Below are 18,427 nucleotides of genomic sequence, written 5' to 3' on the forward strand. Positions count from 1 at the left end.
CCCTTCCCCACCCCCTCCCCCCGTGCGGGTACCCGTCGCATCGAACACAAGGTCGAATTGAGTCGTGGAACATGTCGAATCGGAGCGCTGATGTATGGATCAAGGCGCTGACCGGGGCGAACGTCGTCTCTCGTTGCGCGTACTTCTTGGCACGGCGTGTCCTTCGGCATAGCGTCAGTGACCGGGGAACGGCCGAGGCGAGGACATCGATGACGATGCAGGACGACAGTGGACGCGCTTGCCTGGTCGGCGCCGGCGGCCTCACCAGCTTCGTGGGGCGGCGGCAGGAGATCGCCGACGTGCGCAGGAACCTGTCGGCCTCCCGGCTCGTCACGCTCACAGGACCCGGCGGCATCGGCAAGACACGGCTCGCCCTGGTGGTCGCGGACCGGATCCGCAAGGCCTTTCGGGACGGTACGCAGGTCATCCAGCTGGCCAGCCTCGACGACGAACGCGAGGTGGCCTCCGCGTTCACCTCAGCCCTCGCCGTACTGGACCAGTCGAACCGGTCCGCGACCCAGCAACTGGTCGATCATCTGCGGACCCAGCAGGTGCTCCTGGTCGTGGACAACTGCGAGCACGTGCTGACGACCACAGCCGACCTGCTGGCCGAACTTCTCGAAGCGGCACCGGGCCTGCGCGTCCTCGCCACGAGCCGCGAGCCGCTCGGTATCGCGGGTGAGCTGGTCACACTGATCCCGCCCCTGTCGGTACCCACGGCCGAGCAACTGCACGATGCCGCGAGTGTCGACCACAGCGAAGCCGTTCAGCTGCTGGTCGACCGGGCGCGCAGCGTCGCCCCCGACTTCGCCGTCACCAGGGCCAACCGTCCTGCCGTTCAGCAACTGTGCGAGCGGCTCGACGGGATGCCACTCGCCATCGAGCTCGCCGCCATCCGGCTGCGCACCCTGTCCGTCGGCCAAGTCGTCGAGCGCCTCGACCACCGTTTCGAACTCCTCACCGGCGGCAGCCGCGTGGCGCGCCCCCGACAGCAGACCCTCCGCGCACTGATCGACTGGAGCCACGAGTTGTGCTCCGGCGACGAGCGCCTGCTGTGGGCACGGATGTCGGTCTTTCCGGGCGGATGCGACCTGACGGCGGTCGAAGAGGTATGCGGGTTCGGCGACCTCGCCCCTGAGCGCATCGTCGACATCCTCGACCGGCTGGTCGCCAAGTCGATCGTGATAGCCGAGCACACGGGCGAGCAGGTCCGCTACCGGCAGCTGATGACCGTGCGCGAATACGGCGCCGAGCGGCTCGGCCAACTCGCAGAACTGCCGGTGCTGAGGCGCCGCATGCGCGATCACTACCTGCGTCAGGCCCGCTCCATGGTGGAGCGCTGGTGCGGCCCCGGACAGCACGAAATGCTCGCCACAATGCGCCGTGACCATGCCAACCTGCTCGCAGTGCTGGAATGGTCCCTCACCACGCCCGATGAACGACCCGCGGGCGGCCGGCTCGCGTCCTGCCTGCGCTACCTCTGGATCGCCGGTGGCTCGCTCAGCGAGGGCAGACGATGGCTGGACCGCATCCTCAGCGTGCTGGACGGCGACACCGTCGAACGGGGCTCGGTGTTGTGGGTGGCGGCCTGGGCGACCCTTCTGCAGGGCGACCGCGAGGCCGCCGCCGTCCGTCTGACGGAGCTGGAGCGCGTGGCAGAGGTACTGGACGACCCCGAACTGGCCGCGCACGCGGCGAACTGGCGGGCCCTGTACCACCTCTTCAGCGGCAACCTGCCCACGGCGATCGACCTGTACCACCGGGCCGTGCAGGGACACCAGGAACTCGGCCACACCGGGGCGGTGCTCACCGCGCAGTTCCAGCTGGCCATGGCGCGGAACTTCCAGGAGCCCGTCGGCGACGCCTTGGAGACTTGTCGGGAGGTCCTCGCCGTGAGCGCCCGGCACGGTGAGCGCTGGAATCACGCCTACGCCCTGTGGATCAGCGGCCTGCAGCACTGGCGTGCGGGCGACATGGCCGCCGCCAAGCGCGCGGCGACGGCGGCCCTGGAGATCCAGCGTGACTTCACGGACGGCGTCTGCACGGCCTTGGTTCTGGAGCTGATGTCCTGGATCGCCATGTCCAACCAGCACGCGGACAACGCCGCCATGCTGGGAGCCGCCGCCGGAGCGGTGTGGCACCGGCTCGGTACGTCCATCGACGCGTTCGGACCCCACATCACCGCGGACTCCAAACGTATGGCTCAACAGGTTGCCGAGGTCCTGGGCAGAGACCGGGTGGAAACGGTCACCCAGCGCCTGGCTCATCTGACGAAAGCCGAGGCGATCGAGCTCGCACTCGAGACCGCCGCCGCCAGGCCATCCGCCGCGACGCGTGTCGCCCGGAACTGCCCGCTCACGGACCGGGAAATGGAGGTGGCGCGCCTGATCGCCACGGGACTGAGCAACCGTGCGATCGCCGAGACATTGGTGATCTCCCCCCGCACCGTGGACGGCCATGTCGAGCGCATCCTGGGCAAGCTCGGCTTCGCCTCCCGCACCCAAGTCGCCTCCTGGACAGCGTCCCTCGGCGAAACCGGCGACGGCGCCCGTGCGCACCGGGCCACAGCGCCTTGATCTCGCGAGCCGCGCCGACACCCGGACCGAAGCGAGCAGCCCACGGGCTACACGGCCCAGTGGAGGGCCGGATCCGGCTTCTCGGCGGTTTGAGCAACCAGTACAACCGTGCCGCAAGACGTCACCCGACAGCCTCGGCGCCCCGAGACGAAGTGCCTGGTCGACCGCCGAAATCGAGGTTTCCCCACAGCACAGAGGCGTCGGGGTGTCCCGTCAGACACCACCGCATCGCCTTTTGCCCCGGCGGCCACCTGGTTCTCCGTACCGACGGCCTGAGTGGGGCCCGGGACAGCCGACCGACGCCCTCCTCGCTGCTCTCCTTGAGGCAGGATACTGGGTTTTGGGGTGATGCCTGCGCCGGTCTCACCCCGAGAGGAGAGTGGCGGCGATGATGCCAGACCCTGCCGCTCCCGGCGGTCGGCCGCAAGACCCTTGCGATCCGTTCCATCCGTACCCGGCCACCGCCACCCTGGATGAGCGGGGCATCGTGACCGGATGGAGTGAGGGAGCCCAACTGCTCCTCGGCTACGCGCCCGAGGAGGCGGTGGGACACGCGGCCGCCGACCTGCTCGCGGCAGACGTCCCGGAACCGACCGCGCTCGCCGCAGGTGCGCGGCAGCCCTGGCGCGGGGCATTGGCCGTGCGCCATCGGGACGGGCACAGGCTCGCGGTCGAGGTGCGGCTCCAGCCGTCGCTGGACGGCGCGGGACGGACCCGGGGATACGTGATGTCCACCGTCCCGGCGGAGGAGCACCGACGCCAGGAGGACCTGCTGCTCCTCGATCGGTCGTTCACCCAGGCCCCGGTCTTCCTGTTCCTGTACGACACCGAGCTGCGGTACCGGCGGCTCAACGAGGCCTCGGGTCGCCTGATGGGCGTCACCGAGGCCGACGGGCACGGGCGGCTGCCCGACGAGGTCGTGTCTGATCCGGCATACCTGGCCGACCCGATGTACGAGGAGGTCCGGGCGCAGCTGCGCCAGGTAGCCGAGACCGGGGTGCCGGTGCGCAACCAGAGTTACATCAGGGCGCCGCGCGAGGCCCACGAGCGGGCCTGGAGCAGTTGGCTGTGGCCGGTGAAGGATCCGTCCGGCCGGGTGATGGGCATCACCCAGATGGCATACGACAACAGCGAGGAGTACTGGGCCCGGCAGCGGTTGGCACTGCTCAACGAGGCCAGCACCCGCATCGGCAGCACCCTGAGCATCGAGCGCACGGCGCAGGAGCTGGCCGACGTGGCCGTTCCCCCACTCGCCGACTACGCGTCCGTCGACCTACTCACCTTCATCCACCGCGGCGACGAGCCGCCCTCCGGGCCTCTGGTCTGCCCGGTCACCATGCGCCGGACCGCCCGGCAGTCCAGCACCGGCACCTTCCCCGAGGGCATGCTCAGGCCGGGGAACACGGCGGCTTACCCGGCCTCTTCGCCCGCGGCCGAGTGCCTGGCCACGGGCCGTTCCGCGGTGTACGAGATGACCGAGTCCGCCCTGGCTCGTTGGGCGGCGCACGATCCGGAGCGGGCCGCCCGGATCCGGCTCTTTGGGGCGCACTCGGTGATGGTGGTGCCGATGTGCGCTCGCGGTGTCACCCTCGGTGTGACTCTCTTCGCCCGTAGCCGGCGCCCGGAGCCGTTCGGACAGGACGACGTCCTGTTGGCCGAGGAGATCACGGCCAGGGCGGCGGTGTGCATCGACAACGCGCGCCGCTACACCCGCGAGCGCACCACCGCCGAGACGCTCCAACGCAGCCTGCTGCCGCAAGCGCTGCCCGGCCAGGCAGCCTTGGAGGTCGCCTCCCGCTACCTGCCCGCTGGTGCCCGGGCCGGCGTGGGCGGCGACTGGTTCGACGTCATTCCGCTCTCCGGTGCCCGGGTGGCCCTGGTCGTCGGCGACGTGGTCGGCCACGGCGTCCAGGCCTCCGCAACAATGGGTCGGCTGCGCACGGCGGTGCTCACCCTGGCCGACATCGATCTGCCGCCCGAGGAGCTGCTCACCCACCTCGACGATCTCGTCACCCGGACGCACGCCGAAGCCGGCCCGGCCGAGGGCGCCGACGTCGCCGAAGCAGCGGGGGGCCTCGGTGCCACCTGTCTGTACGCTGTCTACGACCCCGTCTCCCGCCGCTGCACCATGGCCCGCGCCGGCCACCTGCTGCCCGCCGTGGTCACCCCCGGCGGTGCCGCGGAACTCGTCGACCTGCCCGCCGGCCCGCCGCTCGGCCTGGGCGGTCTGCCCTTCGAGGCCGCCGAGCTCGAACTGCCCGAGGACAGCCTCCTCGCCCTCTACACCGACGGCCTCGTCGAGGCCCGCGACCGCGACATCGACGAGGGGCTCGACACGCTGCGCCGCGCCCTCGCCCGGCCCGCGCAGTCGCTGGACGCCCTCTGCGACGCCGTGCTCGCAGCGCTGCTTCCCGATACCGCCGACGACGACATCGCCCTCCTCATCGCCCGCACGCGAGCCCTCAGCGAGCGCCAGGTCGCCACCTGGGACCTGCCCTCCGACCCCGCCATCGTCGCCCGGGCGCGCACGGACGCCTCCGACCGGCTGGCCGCTTGGGGACTGGACGAAGTCGCCTTCACGGCCGAGTTGGTGGTCAGTGAGCTGGTCACCAACGCCATCCGCTACGGCCTGCCCCCCATCCAGCTACGGCTGATCCACGACCGCACCCTCATCTGTGAGGTCTCCGACGGCAGCAGCACCTCCCCGCACCTGCGCCGCGCCCACACCTTCGACGAGGGCGGGCGCGGCCTGATGCTCGTATCCCAGCTCACCCAGCACTGGGGGACCCGCCACGCCCGCGAGAGCAAGACCATCTGGGCCGAGATGCCCCTCACGACCGATTGATCACAGCCGGCTGAGCGAACCGGCCACCACTCCCCTTTTCCTGGTACGACCGGCAGGGGCCGATTCCTGGTACGGCCGGCAGGGGCCGATGGCCGGCGGGTGCCGGCCAGGGGATCGTGATCAAGGAGACCTGCTTTTCCGACCCGCGGAGCGGAACCTGCTACGGGACGGACGGCGCGGACGCGGCACGTGAGGAACGCGTTCCGGAGGGCGGGGCACTACTTGATCGCTTCCATGACGTGAGCGCAACCGCCTTGTCGTACTGCGACGCCTGGTACCAGTGCCTGCCAAGGGGTTCCAGGGTCACACCCCGCCGGTGGAAACCCGTCCTTCCGCAGTCCGCGGCCGGGGCGTCGAGTGGGAGGGTTGATACGTGGAGAAGTACATCTTTCGTCTCGACAGCGGTGATGAGATCGATCTCTCCCGCCTCGGCGGGAAGTGCGCGAGTCTGGCGTCGATGGCCGCCGCCGGGGCGCCCACACCGCCGGGCTTCGCGATCACGACGGAAGCGTTCGACGCCGTGCTCGCCCAGGACGGACTCCAGGCCTGGGTCGCCCGGACCGTCGAGGGCGTCGATCCGGACGATATGGCCGCGGCAGATCACGCCGTCGCCACGATCCGCCGGGCCATCATGGCGCAGCCGGTGCCCGCTGACGTGGGAACGGAGCTTCGTGCGGCGTACCAGGCCCTGACGGCGAAGTGCGGCTTTGAGGTCCCCGTCGCCGTTCGGTCGAGCGCGACCGCCGAGGATCTGTCGAACGCCAGCTTCGCCGGGCAGCAGGACACCCGTCTGTGGGTGGTCGGGGGCGACGCCGTCCTGGATGCGGTCCGCTGGTGCTGGGCCAGCCTGTTCACCGCACGGGCGATCGCCTACCGAGCCCGCAACCGGATTCCGGTCGAGGGTCTGTCCATGGCCGTGGCCGTGCAGAAGATGGTGCGCTCTCGTGTGGCCGGCGTCGCCATGACCGTGGATCCGGGCAACGGCGATCACTCGAAGATCGTCATCGACGCGAGCTGGGGGATCGGGGAGATGGTCGTCTCCGGCGAGGTGACCCCGGACCACTACGTCGTCGACAAGGTCATGCTCACACCAGTGCGCACGACTGTGTCGGACAAGGCCGAGGAACTGGTCGCCGACATGGCTGCCGGCGCCCTGGTCCGGCGCCCGGTGGACGAGGAGCGCCGCATGTCGCCCTGTCTGACTCCTGAGGAGATCGTCGCCGTGGCGCGCCTGGCCAAGGCCGCCGAGCAGCACTACCGCACCCCGCAGGACGTCGAATGGGCCATCGACGCGGATCTGCCCGGTCCCGACAACGTCGCACTGCTGCAGAGCCGCCCGGAAACCGTCTGGAGCCGCAGGCCCCGGCAGGCCGCCGCTCCCGCCTCGGGAGCAGGCGTCGGCAGCATCGTCCGGACTCTCCTCGACCAGCCGCCGCAGGCCGCCCCCTCGCACAGCGCTCCCCCGACGGTGCTGGAGGGCCCACCGCCGCCGGCTGGCGGCACGAGCACGTCGGCTGCGCAGACCACCTGTGGACGGACGTGCTTCTCCAGCCCGTACGAGCTCGCCGCACCGCCCGGAGCAGAGGGCTGGGAACGGCTGTACCCGTACTACCTGGTGTTCCAGCAGGACCTGCGGGACAGCGAGGAGCGCAAGTTCTGGTTCTGCGACAGCCAGCACTGGCCCAACGTGCTCAAGCCGTTCGAGACCATCGGGGTCGAGTTCTCGATACGCTGTCTGGGGCAGTACAACAGCCGGCACTTCCTCGTCCCACGCGCAGGCGGAATCGAGTACCGCATCCACAACGGATACGTGTACATGAGCCCCGTCGCCATCCCGGCCGAGGAAATCCCCGCCCGAGTACCCGAGTTCCTCCGCCGCGCAGGACACTACTACGCCAACTGGGACGCACTGCTGGAGAACTGGAAGCGGAAGGTGTTCGACACCATTGCCGAGATGGAGAAGCTGGACTTCACCGCCCTCCCCGAGGTGGTGCCCTTCGCGGACATCGAGTCCGGTCTCGGCCTGGACGCGAGCTGCGACCTGTTCAGCGGCTACGACCGGCTGATCCAGCTGTGCTACCGCAGCTGGCAGTACCACATGGAGTTCCTCAACCTCGGCTACGCCGCCTACCTCGACTTCTTCGAGTTCTGCAAGCGACAGTTCCCGGACATTCCGGACCAGGGGATCGCCGCGATGGTCCAAGGCGTCGACACGGAGCTGTTCCGGCCCGACGACGAACTGAAGTCCCTGGCGAAGCTGGCGCTGACGCTCGGCGTCGCCGCCCCGCTGCGCAGCTCCGGAGACGCCGAGCAGCGGCTCGCAGCGGTGGCGGTCACAGCGCGTGGCGAGGAGTGGCTGAGGGCGTGGGAGGAGGCCAAGCAGCCGTGGTTCAACTTCACCTGCGGCAACGGCTTCTACGGCTCCGACGAGTACTGGCTCGACCATCCCTCGATTCCCCTGGGCTACATCGCCGACTACATCGAGCGCCTGGAGCGCGGCGACCACATCGACCGCCGCGTCGCCGACCTGGTCGCTGAACGCGACCGGATCACCGGCGAGTACCGCGAGCTCCTCGCTCCGGAGGCGGTGCGGGAGTTCGACGCCAAACTGGGGCTCGCGCGCATGGTGTACCCATACGTGGAGGACCACAACTTCTACATCGAGCACTGGACCATGGGCGTGTTCTGGCGCAAGGTCCGCCAGCTGTCGCGCATGCTGCATGAGGCTGGGTTCTGGGAGGACCCCGACGACCTGCTCTACCTGGGCCGTGAGGAGGTGCGCCAGGTCCTGTTCGACTACGCCAACGGCTGGGCCGTCGGCTCCCCCGCCGCCGGAACGGCGTATTGGCCCAAGGAGGTCGCCCGCCGCCAGGCCATCGTCGGCGCCCTGGCCACCGCACGTCCCGAACCCGCGCTGAACGAGCCGCCGGCCGGCATCACCGAGCCCTTCACCGCCATGCTGTGGGGCATCACCCCGGACCGGATCGCCGCATGGCTCGCTGGCCCGGACGCCACCGCCGGGCTCACCGGCATGGCCGCATCCCCAGGCGTCGTCGAAGGGATAGCCCGCGTCATCACCAGTCCCGAGCAGCTCGGGACCGTGCGGGAAGGTGACATCCTCGTCGCGCCGGTCACGGCGCCCAGCTGGGGTCCGGCGTTCGGGAAGATCCGCGGGACGGTCACCGACATCGGCGGCATGATGTCGCACGCCGCCATCGTCTGCCGCGAGTACAACGTGCCCGCCGTCACGGGAACCGGCACCGCCTCCACGCTGATCAAGACCGGACAGCGTATCCGGGTGGACGGTTCACGCGGCGTCGTCACAGTCCTCGACTGACGGTGAACCCCGCCTCATGTCCACCGATGCCGATACGCCCGAGGAGACCGCGATCATGCCTACCGCAGTCGACTCCGCCGGGCCGGCGGCCCAGGGACCGAACCTGGACGACGTCTGGCGCAGTGCAGCGAAGTACATGCGTGTGCGCAAGAACGACATCCACCTCCCCCTCTCCTTCGACTTCGCCGAGCAGCTGCTGACGGAATGCACCGGCGCGAACGGCCTCGTCGTGCGCCTGGCGATCCTGCTGCACGACATCGGCTGGTACTGCGTCGACGAGGAGGACATCCTGACCAGGGGCTTCGGCGAGAACTGGCAGACCGCCGACATCCGCTACGTGCACGAGCGGGAAGGGTGCCGGCTCGCCCGGGAGATCCTCGGCGGACTCGGCTATACCGAGGAGATCATCACACGGGTGACCGCCATTATCGAGGGGCACGACACACGGCCCTACGCCCGGTCCCACGAGGACGAACTGGTCCGCGACGCGGACAAACTCTGGCGGTTCACCACGGCGGGCATCGCCATCGCTTCCGGCTGGTTCCACAAGACCCCCTCCCAGTACGTGGACGACGTGCTCTCCATGACCTTCCGGCAGCTGCACACCGACGTCGCGCGGCGGATCGCCACCCGCGAACTCAAGCAGTCCCGGCGGCTGCTGCGCATCGGAGTGCTATGAACGTCGGCAACCCCCACAGCAAGGCCGCCCTCGACACGGTCCCGGCCGACTGGGCCGCGATCCCTGCTGGAGCGGGCACACCCCCGCTCGATGGTCCCGGGCGGCGGTCTCGATGAGAAGGAACCGTCCGCCGTGCTCGATCAGGGCCGCGGCGGCGATGTCGCGCATGCCCTCGCTGTGGGGGCGGGTGACGTGCTCATCGTTCTGCTGGTCGAGGGTGTGGATCACAGGGTCCTCCGCAGCGAGATGACGTCGGGGCCGGTGGGCATGGCGGGTCGGGCGGCTTCCGGGGTGGCCGGCAGGGCGATGATGGTGACCGGCATCCGGCTGAACTAAGCGTTCGCCCGCTGACCTGGGCGTGGCACCGCGCAGCCTTGACAACGACGCGCCCAGCCGGATGCGCACTTCAGGTCCTCCATTTGTTGGTCAGACATGCGCTTCTTCGCGTGCGTCTCTCAGCGGGAGTGGTCGTGGAAGCCGCGGCCGCTCTTCTTGCCGAACAGTCCGGCATCGACCATCCGCAGCAGCAGGGACGGCGGAGAGTGCAACGGTTCCTTGAACTCCTCGTACATGGAGTCGGCGATGGCCTTCACCGTGTCGAGGCCGATCAGGTCGGCCAGCCGCAGGGGACCCATGGGGTGGGCGCAGCCGAGGACCATGCCCTGGTCGATGTCCTCGGCCGTGGCCACGCCGGATTCGAGCATGCGGACGGCGGACAGCAGGTACGGGACGAGGAGGTAGTTGACGACGAAGCCCGCTCTGTCCTGTGATCTGATGGCCCGTTTGCCCAACCTCTCGGTGACGAAGGCCTCGGCGAGCCCGTGGGCCTGGTTGCCGGTCAGAAGTGAGGGGACGATCTCGACCAGGGGCATCACGGGCACTGGATTGAAGAAGTGGGTGCCGACGACCTGCTCCGGGCGGCGGGTGGCCATGGCCAGCTTCATCACCGGGATGGACGAGGTGTTGGTCGCGAGGATGGCGTCCGCCCGGGTGACGATCTTGTCCAGGCTCGCGAACACCTCGGTTTTGATGTGCTCGTCCTCGGCCACGGCTTCGATCACCATGTCCCGGTCGGCACAGTCCGCCAAGTCGGTGGTGAAGCGGATTCGGCCCAGCGCGGCATCGCGCTCCGCTTCACTGAGTTTGCGGTTGCGGAGGCCGCGGTCCAGGGATGCGGTGATCCGGTCGCGTCCGGCTTCGAGGGTTTCCGGGCCGGTCTCGCACACCAGCACGGCGAGCCCAGCCAGGGCGCAGACTTCCGCGATTCCGCTGCCCATGAGCCCCGCTCCGACGACGCCGACGCGGCTGATGTCGGAAGGGGCCGGCAGGGCTGCAGCTGTGGAGCGACTGGGTATCGATGGCGTCATTGGGCGTTTCTCCGGAGGGGTATCGAGCATCAGCGGTGGGCGGCCTGGCCGGTGAGAGCCTGCCCGACGACCAGGGTGCGGATCTCGCTGGTGCCCTCGTAGGTGAGGACTACACAGGTTGTTGGCGTGGCGCAGCGGCGAGTACTCCAAGGAGATGCCGTTGGCGCCGAGGATGGTCCGGCACTCGCGGGCGATGTCCAGGGCCTCACGGACGTTGTTGAGCTTGCCGACGCTGATCTGTTCGGGACGGATCCGGCCCTGGTCCTTGAGCCTGCCCAGGTGCACGGCGAGCAGGGCTGCGCTGCCGAGGGAGACGCTCATGTCCGCGAGCTTCTTCTGGGTCAGCTGGAAGGTGCTGATCGGCTTGTCGAACTGGACACGGGAGTCGGCATATTCAAGGGCGGTCTGGAGGCAGTCGCGGGCGGCGCCGACCGCGCCAGGGAGCGCTTGTTGCGGTTGACGGAGAGGAAGTAGGTGGCCTCGTCGTGCGCGTGGGGCGGGCCCCAGGCGCGGGTATCGTCCCCGGTAGCGGGGTGCTCGACCTTGATGACGTCGGCGCCGAGGTCGGCGGGGAGCATGGTGGCGTAGGGCTCGGCGAGGACCCGGCCGAAGTCGGCGACGAGTACGCCGCTCAGCGGCAACGCCGAGGGTGTGGTCACAGCGTCGGCCCTCCGGAGCTGCGCAGGTACACGGTCGTGGTGCGGGTGAAGAACTCGCGCGCTGCGCGGCCCTGCTCCTTCGGCCCGTACGCGCTCTGTTTGGCGCCGCCGAACGGCACGTGCGGGTCGGCGCCGGCCGTCTCGGAGTTGATGTGCAACACGCCGACGTCCACCTGGTCCATCGCGGCGGTGACGGCCCGCAGGTCGTCGGTGAAGAGGGCCGCGGAGAGGCCGAAGTCGCTGTCGTTGGCCAGGGCGAGCGCTTCCTGGGTGTCCTGGGCGCGGCGGACGGCGAGGACAGGGCCGAACAGTTCCTCGCGCCACAGCGGGTCGTCGCCGGCCAGCTCGGCCACGGTGGGCTGGACGAAGGCCCCGCTCATGCGATCGTCGTCGTAGTGCCGGCCGCCGGTGAGCGGCCGCCTCGACCAGGGCGTCGGGCACGCGCGCGTGCGACAGGCCCACGCCGAAGCCGACGGCGGCCACCTGGGCCTTCGCCAGGTGCCTGATGTAATCTTTGCGAGCGTCGGCCGAGGCCGGCAGCCGCAGTCCGGTGGTGAGCACGAGTTCGCCGCCACCAAGCCACGGTGCCGGGTCGGCGAGTTCGATGCTGTGCGCCCAGTTCACCTCGCGGTTCAGGCCGTCGCGCCCAGCCAGCACTTTCAGACGCAGTTCCGGGCGCCGCAGCAGCCAAGTGAGGGGTACGCCCATGCCGTTCACCTCCTGTCGACCGGCGGTGCAGCCGCGTGAATTCGTCCGTGGTGTTCGATCAGCCGCTGTGCCGTACCGCCCCACTTGCGCGCGATCACCTCGGCCGCGATAGGGCACGGGCACACCCGGCGGTGGCCGTCGAGTGTGCCGGCTCCCTCTGCGTCGCCAACACGGCGAGGAACCCTTCGCACGGGTAAGTGCGCACCGGGAGCGGGGGGCTTGGTCACACCCAGTGGGCGAGCGCGCGGTCGCGCAGGGTGCGGCGGAACTGTTCGGTGGTCTCGGGCAGCAGTTCTCCGGTGCCCCAGTCGACGATGACTCCGTAGCGGCGGATCATGTCGAGCATGTCGACCTCACCGGCGCGGTAGCGCTCGGCGAGTTCCTCGGGGTCCTGGGCGAGCCAGTCGGCGCGGGCGGCGGCGATCTCGGTTCGCAGCGCGTCGGTGGCTTGCCGGTCGAGTTCGTACTCGTCGAGCTCGGGGCTCACCGGCCGGATCACCACTCCGTAGTCCTTGGCCGCGCGGTCGAGGGAGACGTAGCCGTCGATCACGTCCTCGACGACGAGGTGGGGATCGCGCCTGAGCGGGTCGCCGTATCCGCCGCCGCCGGCCGAGGGGCGGGTGAACGTGTCGCCGGACTCGACGGCGACGTTGGAGAAGACACTGCCGAGGAAGCGTTCCTCCTCGGTGCCCTTGTTGAGCCAGACGCCGTGCGGGACGGACGGCAAGCCGCCCTCGATGCCCCAGGTGATGGAGCGGGCCCGGTCGCAGCAGTACGACATGACGGTCTTCTCGGCGTCGGTGAGCAGGCCGCCCTTGTCCACTCCGCAGCCGCCGCGGTACATCCCCGGTCCACCGGAGTCGGGGGTGATGCTGTGCGTGGTGGTCAGTACGGGGCACAGACGTTCCTGGCCCTCCAGTGGCTGCACTGCCAGGCCGGGGCCGAACACCGGGGACGTGGCGTTGGAGCCGTCCTTCGTGCGGCGGCCGCCCCAGCCGCCGGCCATCCAGTCGTACCACATGAAGTAGGGTCGCTCCTCGCTCCGGCCGTCACGGCCGCCGACCAGGAGGTATTCGAGGTTGAAGGAGCAGGCCATGGCTCGCTCGGGCAGGATCCGCGACCAGATTTCGATGATCGCGTTCATCAGCTTCTCGTAAGCTCCCGAGCAGAATCCGGTGACCGCGATCGGCCAGCCGGCGTTCACGACGGTCCCTTCGGGGCCGAGGTCGCCGAGGACCACACGGTAGAAGCCGGAGTTCAGCGGGACGTCGGGGAAGAAGCTCTTCGTGCCGGCGTAGAGCGCCGAATACGTGGCGCCGTAGCCGCTGTTGAGGAAGGTCGCGACGGCGGGCGCGCTGCCGGACAGGTCGTAGGTGACCGTGCTGCCCTCGATCCTCATCCTCACCCGGATCGGGACGAGGCCCTCCTCGCTGCCGGGGTCGGCGTCAAGGTGGTCCACGGCCTCCCAGGTCCCGTCGGGTAGTTCGCTCACCTTGCTGCGCACCAGGTCTTCGACGTAGTCCTGGACCTCTGCCATCGCCGCAACGATGGTGTCCCGGCCATATCGGTCGACCAGGCGGACGAGTTCGCGCTCGCACACCGCGGTCGCTTCGGACTGCGCGTGCAGGTCGCCGAGGCCGACGAACGGCGAGCGGGTGTTCTGCACGATCAGCTGGGCAACGTCGTGGCGGAAGACGCCGCGGTCCCAGATCTTGAGCGCCGGGATGCGCAGGCCCTCCCCGAAATGCTCCTTCGCGGTGACGTCGAATGAGCCGGGGACCGTGCCGCCGACGTCGGCCCAGTGACCCTTGTTCTGGGCGAACCCGATGATCTCGTCTTCGACGAAGATGGGCCGGATGAAGCTGATGTCGTTGAAGTGGGTTCCGCCGCGGTACGGGTCGTTGATGGCGAAGACGTCGCCGGGGTGGATGTCGTCGCCGAAGTACTCGATGACGGCCTTGCACTGGAAGTGCAGGGTGCCGACGTGTACGGCGATGTCCTGGCTGCCCTGCATGACGGTGTTGCCCTGTGCGTCACACAGCGCGGAGGAGAAGTCGCGGCAGTAGATGACGAAGGAGTAGCAGGTCCGCAGGATCTGCTCGCTCATCAAGTCGACCGAGGTGGCAAAGGCGTTCTTCAGGACCTCGAAGGTGACCGGATCGAGCGTCCGCTCGTGCGGGGGGTGCTCGGTGGTGCTCACGTCAGGCCTCCTGGAGGTGGATGCGGATGTTGAGCCAGGCGTCGATCTCGGCCTCGGCGCGGGGTGGGACGACGGTGGTGGAGTCCAACTGCTCGACGATCACGGGCCCTTGGAGGCGGGTGCCGGCCGGGAGGTCGTCGCGGCGGTGGATGCCGGTCTCGACCCAGCCGGTGTCGGGGAACCAGACCTGCCGGGTCGCCGTCGGCTCGGGGGCTGGGCCGACGGCGAGGTCGTGTGTGGCGAACGCCGGCTTCGGCGTTACACCGGTCGCCTGCAGGCCGAGCTGGTAGATCTCGACCGGAGTGTCGTTCCGGCGGAACGCGAACTCGCGCTCGTGCTCCTCGTGGAAGCGCTCCACCGCCTCGGCGAGCGCGCCCGGCCCCGTACCGCAGGGCACGACGAGCGAGCGCCACTGTCCCTGGTAGCGCATCGAGGCGTTGCGTTGCAGCACCGCATGCTCGGGCGCGATGCCCTCGTGGGTGAGGCGCTGCGAGGCCTCCTGCTCCAGCTCCTGGAAGGTGCGCTCGAATTCCTCGGTGTCGGCCTGGTGCGCCAGACAGGAGAACATCGCGGACAGGTCGTGCCGGATGTCGACGAGCAGGCAGCCGAGCGCGGAGGTGACGCCCGGGTTCGGCGGGACGATCACGGTCGGGATGCTGAGCTCGCGGGCGACCTCGGCGCCGTGCAGGGCGCCCGCGCCGCCGAACGCGACGAGCGCGAAGTCGCGGGGATCGTAGCCGCGCCGGATCGAGACGAGCCGGACTGCGTCGGCCATGTTGGCGTTGGCGACCCTGATGATCGCCCCCGCAGCCTCGGCGAGTTCGAGCCTCAGCGGCTCGGCGATCTTCTTGATGGCCTTCTCCGCCAGTTCGGGCTGGAGTGACTTGGCGCCTCCTGCCAGGCTGGTGCCGAGCCTGCCCAGGGCGAGATTGGCGTCGGTGTTGGTGGCCTCCTCGCCGCCCGCGGCGTAGCAGGCGGGTCCCGGCGTCGCGCCGGCCGACTGCGGGCCGTTGCGCAGCGAGTCCGCCTCGTCGATCCAGGCCAGAGAGCCGCCGCCGGCGCCGATGGTGAGCACCTCGATGCTGGGGAAGATGATCGGGTAGCCGTACTCGACGGACCACTCCTTGGTGGTGCGCAGTTCCCCTTCGTGTACCAGGCAGATGTCGGTGCTGGTGCCGCCCATGTCCAGCCCGATCGCATTCGGGTAACCGCACTGCGCGGCGACGTGCCGGGCGGCGATGGCGCCGGCCGCGATACCGGAGGCCGCCAGACGGACGGGGAACCGGCCCACCATCCGCGGGGTCATCGAGCCGCCGCCCGAGTGCAGCAGGAGCAGATCGCCCCCGTACCCGCCGTGGCTCAGGCGCTCGGCCAGCCGGTCGACATAGCCGGTGACCAGCGGGGCAAGCACAGCGTTCGCGACCGTGGTGTTGAAGCGTTCGTACTCGAAGATCTCCGGAAGGATCTCGGCGGAGGTCGACACGCTCGCCTGGGGAAGTTCCTCGGCGAGGATCTGTGCCATGCGCAGTTCGTGCGCGTTGTTGGCGTAGGAGTTGATGAAGCACACCGCGACGGTGCTCACGCCGCGGCGGGCCAGCAGCCGGGCCAGCTGACGTGCCTCCTCCTCGTCGAGCGGAGTGACGATGCGTCCCTCGGCGTCGATCCGCTCGGACACCTCGAAGCGGTCGCGGCGCCGGATGTACGGCCGGGCCACGTCCGAGTAGGCGTCCCACAGGTCGTCCTTGGTGCCGTCCCGGATCTCGAGCACGTCCCGGAAACCCCGGGTCGTCACCATCGCGGCCGCCGGGAAGCGGCGGGTGATGAGGGCGTTGGTCGCGACGGTCGTCCCGTGCGAGAACAGGCCGACGTCCGCCAGGTCGATCCCGGCCCGCTCAATTCCGGCGACGACCGCACGCATCGGGTCCGCCGGCGTGGACGGCACCTTGGTCACACGGGTCGCGTGCGCCTGCTCGTCGAAGATGCACACATCGGTGAAAGTGCCGCCGACATCGACAGCCACACGGAGTTTTGGCACAAGCGCTCCTGATGTAGTAGGCGCCGCGATTGCGGAGTGGAGAACAGAATGAGGGAGCACCAGCCTCCGGTCGACGTACGATCTACCAATCCGACAGCTGAGGCTTGTGCGGCAGCACAAAATTTGGTTCGCTGCGCGCATGCCACCGACCCGGAACATCACCGTTCGCATGTTGCTCGGGGAGCGTCACCTCGGTCTCAAGATCGTCAACGAAGGGGACCTTGACCGCCGCATCCGCGGCGCACACTCGGTCGAGATCGAGAGCGCCGGGAAGTGGCTGCGCCAGGACTGGCTCATGCTCACCACGGGCCTGCGGTTCGTCGGCCTGCCGGACGCCGAGCGGCAACAGAAGGCGCTGGTCGAGGAACTCGTCCAGTGCCGGGCCGCAGCGCTGCTCTTCGGCGTCGGCGTCCATTTCCAGGACGTCCCGCCCACCCTGCGCCGAGCCGCCGAAGCAGCGGGCCTGAACCTGCTCACGGTCGACCCGTCGGTGCCGTTCCTGCAGGTCGAGCAGTACGTATATGAGTCCGAGCTGTCCTCGGACGCCTACCTGCTGCGGCAACGCCTGCGCATCCAGGAGGACCTGCTGGAGGCGTTGGCCGCGGACCAGCCGATCAAGGCCCTGGTGCACCGGATCGGTGCGCTTACCCATGGCGCGGCCATCCTGTACGAGGAGTCCGGACGCGTGGTCGAGTCCACTGGCCAGGGCCCCACGGTACTCATCTGGAGCGCGGTGCGCGCGGGAAGCAGCCACGGCGGCCAGCGCGGCTTCACCGTCGGGCGCTGGCATGTCACGGCACGTCCGGTGGCCTTGCGCGGCGTCGGGTACTGGATCGCCATCGCCTCACGCCGTGAGCAGGTCATCGGCGAACTCGGTCAACCGATCCTGGACGCGACCCAGAAGCTTCTGGGAGCGATGCGGGGACTGCGCACCCTGACGCTGGCCCAATCCGTGACTGAGGCCGCCGAGATCCTGCGCACGATCCGCTCTGGCATGACTCCTGACACGGCCAGCCGCATCTGGGACCGGTTGCGTCCCTTCCGCTTCGAGCGGAATCGTACGATGCGCGCATTCGTGGCCGTACCGAAGGTCGACCAGGACACCTCACGCGGCGACGGCCCGGCACCCGCGCACCCCGACCCCCGGGACGTCCTCCTGGAGACGGCCCAGAGCTTCGGTCTGCCGCTCGTCCTGGAAGCCGACCAGACAGACGGGTTCAGCGGGTTGGCCGGTGACCGTGTCGTCCTCGACGACTGGCTCCGGGTGGCCGCTCGCACCCACCACGTCGGACTGAGCGAGCCGTTCGAGGACCTCAACCTCGCCCGCGCCCGGACCAGGGACGCCGAGCGCGCTCTCAGGGTGGCGATGCGAGGCCGGCACCACCGCTTCGGGGCGGGTACCGTCGAGAAGACCGAGCAGCCAGGGTCGATCCTGCGGTTCGAGGACGTCGACCTGGTGACCTGGCTGCTCGCCAGCCGCTCGGTCGAAGCTGTCTCGGCCAAGGCGCGCCAGCAGCTCGGCCACCTGCTCACCCGGGACGACCTGACCGCCACGGTAGTCACCTACCTGAACTGCGACCAGGACGTCCGCGCCACCGCACAGGCGATGTTCCTGCACCCCAACTCCGTGCGATATCGGCTGCGGCGCGTCGAGGAGCTGCTCGGAGCACCGATCACGTCGACGGTCGTCGTCGCCAATCTCTACCTGGCCCTCCACGACCGGATGTCGGAGCCACGCCAAAGTCAGCGAGACGAGGGCGACGCGCCTGGACCGGACTCTTCCCGCGGGCTGTGCGGCGACCGATGAACATCGCACTTTGAGGGAAGGCCCCACGATCTCCCGGGCCGTGGATTCGTCACTCCCAAGTGCTGTCCCCGAAGCTGCTGGCCACGGGCGAGATGGTCTTGGTGTGGCGTGTGATAGCGACGTCGGAGCCGTCCTTATCCGGTGATAGCGACAGTCACGAGGGACGTGCGTGCCAACGGGCTGTTCGAGCCGTGAACGATGGTCCCGGTGGTGG

At 69.4% G+C, this 18,427-nt stretch carries 10 protein-coding genes and 3 pseudogenes; 6 read left to right on the forward strand and 7 right to left on the reverse strand.

What is annotated here, in order from left to right; genetic code table 11:
• The first annotated feature begins 209 nt into the window (after positions 1–209).
• The 5 genes from ACFY4A_RS14825 to ACFY4A_RS14845 all read left to right on the forward strand — a co-directional run bounded on the left by ACFY4A_RS14825 (position 210) and on the right by ACFY4A_RS14845 (position 9,773).
• Positions 210–2,576: an ATP-binding protein gene (locus ACFY4A_RS14825; protein ID WP_390829826.1), complete on the forward strand. Its 2,367-nt coding sequence runs from the start codon at positions 210–212 to the stop codon at positions 2,574–2,576.
• A gap of 487 nt (positions 2,577–3,063) precedes the next feature.
• Positions 3,064–5,421 carry a SpoIIE family protein phosphatase gene (locus tag ACFY4A_RS14830; RefSeq protein WP_390829827.1) on the forward strand — a complete coding sequence of 786 codons (2,358 nt, stop codon included), beginning with the start codon at positions 3,064–3,066 and terminating at the stop codon, positions 5,419–5,421.
• Positions 5,422–5,794: 373 nt separating this feature from the next.
• Positions 5,795–8,758, forward strand: coding sequence for a PEP/pyruvate-binding domain-containing protein (locus ACFY4A_RS14835; RefSeq protein WP_390829829.1), 2,964 nt, complete (start codon positions 5,795–5,797; stop codon positions 8,756–8,758).
• 55 nt (positions 8,759–8,813) lie between these two features.
• Positions 8,814–9,437 (forward strand): HD domain-containing protein, encoded by a 624-nt coding sequence (locus ACFY4A_RS14840; protein WP_390829830.1) that lies wholly within the window; start codon positions 8,814–8,816, stop codon positions 9,435–9,437.
• A gap of 132 nt (positions 9,438–9,569) precedes the next feature.
• The gene (locus tag ACFY4A_RS14845; protein WP_390829831.1) at positions 9,570–9,773 is read left to right on the forward strand and encodes a hypothetical protein; all 204 of its coding nucleotides are present in this window, start codon (positions 9,570–9,572) and stop codon (positions 9,771–9,773) included.
• Positions 9,774–9,892: 119 nt separating this feature from the next.
• On the opposite strand, the gene ACFY4A_RS14850 is transcribed toward ACFY4A_RS14845, so the two are convergent.
• From ACFY4A_RS14850 to ACFY4A_RS14880, 7 genes and pseudogenes are all read right to left on the reverse strand, one after another.
• The gene (locus ACFY4A_RS14850) at positions 9,893–10,804 is read right to left on the reverse strand and encodes a 3-hydroxybutyryl-CoA dehydrogenase (RefSeq protein WP_390829832.1); all 912 of its coding nucleotides are present in this window, start codon (positions 10,802–10,804) and stop codon (positions 9,893–9,895) included.
• Between the two features lie 29 nt (positions 10,805–10,833).
• A pseudogene (locus tag ACFY4A_RS14855) lies at positions 10,834–11,248 on the reverse strand (acyl-CoA dehydrogenase family protein); the annotation flags it as partial.
• Positions 11,239–11,382 (reverse strand): annotated as a pseudogene (locus ACFY4A_RS14860) (CoA transferase); the annotation flags it as partial. The pseudogenes ACFY4A_RS14860 and ACFY4A_RS14855, both read right to left, overlap by 10 nt.
• 77 nt (positions 11,383–11,459) lie before the next feature.
• Complete coding sequence (locus tag ACFY4A_RS14865; RefSeq protein ID WP_390829833.1) at positions 11,460–11,843, reverse strand: aldehyde dehydrogenase family protein; 384 nt, start codon at positions 11,841–11,843, stop codon at positions 11,460–11,462.
• 88 nt (positions 11,844–11,931) lie between these two features.
• A pseudogene (locus ACFY4A_RS14870) lies at positions 11,932–12,171 on the reverse strand (PucR family transcriptional regulator ligand-binding domain-containing protein); the annotation flags it as partial.
• A gap of 223 nt (positions 12,172–12,394) precedes the next feature.
• Positions 12,395–14,371 (reverse strand): hydantoinase B/oxoprolinase family protein, encoded by a 1,977-nt coding sequence (locus ACFY4A_RS14875; protein ID WP_390829834.1) that lies wholly within the window; start codon positions 14,369–14,371, stop codon positions 12,395–12,397.
• Between the two features lies 1 nt (position 14,372).
• Positions 14,373–16,406 (reverse strand): hydantoinase/oxoprolinase family protein, encoded by a 2,034-nt coding sequence (locus ACFY4A_RS14880; protein ID WP_390829835.1) that lies wholly within the window; start codon positions 16,404–16,406, stop codon positions 14,373–14,375.
• A gap of 139 nt (positions 16,407–16,545) precedes the next feature.
• Between ACFY4A_RS14880 and ACFY4A_RS14885 the strand changes: the two genes are divergently transcribed.
• Positions 16,546–18,213 (forward strand): PucR family transcriptional regulator, encoded by a 1,668-nt coding sequence (locus ACFY4A_RS14885; RefSeq protein ID WP_390829836.1) that lies wholly within the window; start codon positions 16,546–16,548, stop codon positions 18,211–18,213.
• The last annotated feature ends 214 nt before the right edge of the window (positions 18,214–18,427 follow it).

It is taken from the genome of Streptomyces sp. NPDC001292 (genome assembly GCF_042896465.1).
Classification (GTDB): domain Bacteria; phylum Actinomycetota; class Actinomycetes; order Streptomycetales; family Streptomycetaceae; genus Streptomyces.

Excerpts from the sequence above, each read along its gene's own strand:
- ACFY4A_RS14850 (WP_390829832.1), bottom strand. The coding sequence starts at position 10,804 with ATGACGCCATCGATACCCAGTCGCTCCACAGCTGCAGCCCTGCCGGCC.
- ACFY4A_RS14825 (WP_390829826.1), top strand. The coding sequence starts at position 210 with ATGACGATGCAGGACGACAGTGGACGCGCTTGCCTGGTCGGCGCCGGC.
- ACFY4A_RS14865 (WP_390829833.1), bottom strand. The coding sequence starts at position 11,843 with ATGAGCGGGGCCTTCGTCCAGCCCACCGTGGCCGAGCTGGCCGGCGAC.
- ACFY4A_RS14840 (WP_390829830.1), top strand. The coding sequence starts at position 8,814 with ATGCCTACCGCAGTCGACTCCGCCGGGCCGGCGGCCCAGGGACCGAAC.
- ACFY4A_RS14885 (WP_390829836.1), top strand. The coding sequence starts at position 16,546 with ATGCCACCGACCCGGAACATCACCGTTCGCATGTTGCTCGGGGAGCGT.